Source organism: Stieleria sp., from assembly GCF_041595215.1.
Lineage (GTDB): Bacteria > Planctomycetota > Planctomycetia > Pirellulales > Pirellulaceae > Stieleria > Stieleria magnilauensis.
In genome coordinates this window covers 1-1,889 of the sequence record NZ_JBFHKV010001370.1, presented here as the reverse complement: position 1 = coordinate 1,889, position 1,889 = coordinate 1, and the positions used below count along the sequence as shown (strand labels likewise).

The window sequence follows — 1,889 nt, the reverse complement described above, 5'->3', positions numbered from 1 at the left end:
GGCCGGCGGCTTTGCCGCCGGCCGTTCGTAAGGGGGGGAGAGGGCATGGTGTTCCTTTCCTGGGGTGGCGGTCACTACGCTGCGCTCGTTCCCTGACCCCAGGCTATGTTGTGCATGCCCTCTGGGCAAATGCCGTGATATGGTTTCCCCATCCACATGATTTGGTGTCAGGCGGTCGTCCTGCACAGCATGACCGACATAATTGCGGCATCATGGATCACTCCGTCAGCAATGCGTCCACCGCATCAACGGCCGTTTGGAATCTCTCTTCCCAGGAACCTCGCAATACGACGTAACGTCGCTGGTGTGCTTGCAGCACCGTTTCACATCGCTGGAAAAAATTGCTGCGGTCTCGGGGCAGGTAGCGAACCTGGTCTTCCACCCAAGGCACGTCCACGTCGGTCAACAGGGTCAGATCGTAGGTTCGCCGGCCCGCTTCACGGGTGACTTCGTCTGGGCAATCGTCGAACAGCCAATCACTCCAGATCGTCGTCAACAACAAGTCCGTGTCGCAAAACAACACGCGGTCGGCGGCCCGAGCCAAGGCGTCTTCACTGGCCGCTTGCCCACGCGCGATGCGTGCAATGTCAGCGGCTTCGATCCGTCCCTGCTGGGACTCGATCAACGTGCGTGCATACTCGGGAACGGCGATGGTGCGAAAATGTTCCGCCAAGTCTTTTGCCAGCGTGCTCTTGCCGGTTGATTCAGGACCGAAAACACTGACGCGTCGAACAAAGTGACTCCGCACACAAGGCGGAAGATAGCGCCAATGGGCAAGAGGCTTTTCGCGGACCTTGGTTCCACTGACCGGCATCACGCTGCGATCGATGTCCACTTGCACGAACTGTGCCCCCAATACCTCGGCTAGTTTCCACCCGTACGGTTCCGAAGCAAAGACGTAGTCCAACCGCTGGGGAAGCAAAGGACGCAGCGCGTCCTCCCAGAGTCGCCAAAACTCAGGGTGTTCCGATGGGTCTTGCGGCAGTTCCTGGTCCAGATGTACCACACGCGTTCCCGTTCCGGCGAACATCTCTCGCATCCACTCGTAGCGTCGGGCGCCAGGTATCGGTTCTGCGGCAAGCGTGCCGACGACGACCGTCAAGTCGTCGACATAGTGCCGCGCGAAATCAACGAGATACGCATGCCCCAGGTGCGGCGGCAAGAACTTTCCCAACACCATTCCCGTCGTCATGCCTCCGCCCTCCCTCGGATCGATTTCAACATCACACCCGCCATTGTTTGCAGTTGCCGATCACTGACCGGACGGATCTGTTCTCCAGTGGGTTGCAGCACATGGTTTGCCCGCGTCGCATCGAATCGAGTCTTCGTCGCCAAAAACAAATCCATCGCTCGGTGATTATCTGAAGCCGTCGTTCGATAGGTCAACGCCAGGCAGGCCGCCGCGACGTCCCGACGGTCGACGTTTGTGTTCGTTTCATCCCGTTGGTAGCGATCTGCCGTGCATTTGAAATGCTGACGCGATACCGGTGCCAAATCAATCCCCACTCGTTGCATCGCCCCAATCCAACGCGACGCGGAAACCGGTTGCGGACCGCACAGGTGGAACGCACCGGAATGGTTGTCGAGCAAGAGGCGGACAATTCCGCGCGCCGCTTGATTCACCGGTGTCACGTCAAAACAAAAGTCGTCGATGCCTTCGGGGTATTGCCCCAGCAACGCGATTCCCCGCGTGAACATCGCCAGCTGGTCGTGAAGGCCGCCGACGCCGTGTTTTGTGTCTCCGGTCAACAGCCCCAACCGATAGATCGCCGGGATTTGCGTTCCCGCGATCGACCACAGTAACTTCTCGGCCGCCCACTTGGTCTGGCCGTACCCGCCAATCACGCGTGCCGGTGTCTCCAATCGATCCATCTCGTCGAAACATGTTT

At 59.2% G+C, this 1,889-nt stretch carries 2 protein-coding genes; both read right to left on the bottom strand.

Annotated elements, in window-relative coordinates:
- Positions 1–217: 217 nt before the first annotated feature.
- Entirely contained in the window at positions 218–1,192 is a 975-nt protein-coding gene (locus ABX749_RS31380; protein ID WP_372899499.1) for an AAA family ATPase, read from the bottom strand.
- On the bottom strand, positions 1,189–1,889 hold a 701-nt coding region (locus ABX749_RS31375), incomplete at its 5' end, for an SDR family oxidoreductase (protein ID WP_372899498.1). The genes ABX749_RS31380 and ABX749_RS31375, both read right to left, overlap by 4 nt.

Coding starts and splice junctions, on each gene's coding strand:
- ABX749_RS31380 (WP_372899499.1), bottom strand. CDS start 1,192: ATGACGACGGGAATGGTGTTGGGAAAGTTCTTGCCGCCGCACCTGGGG.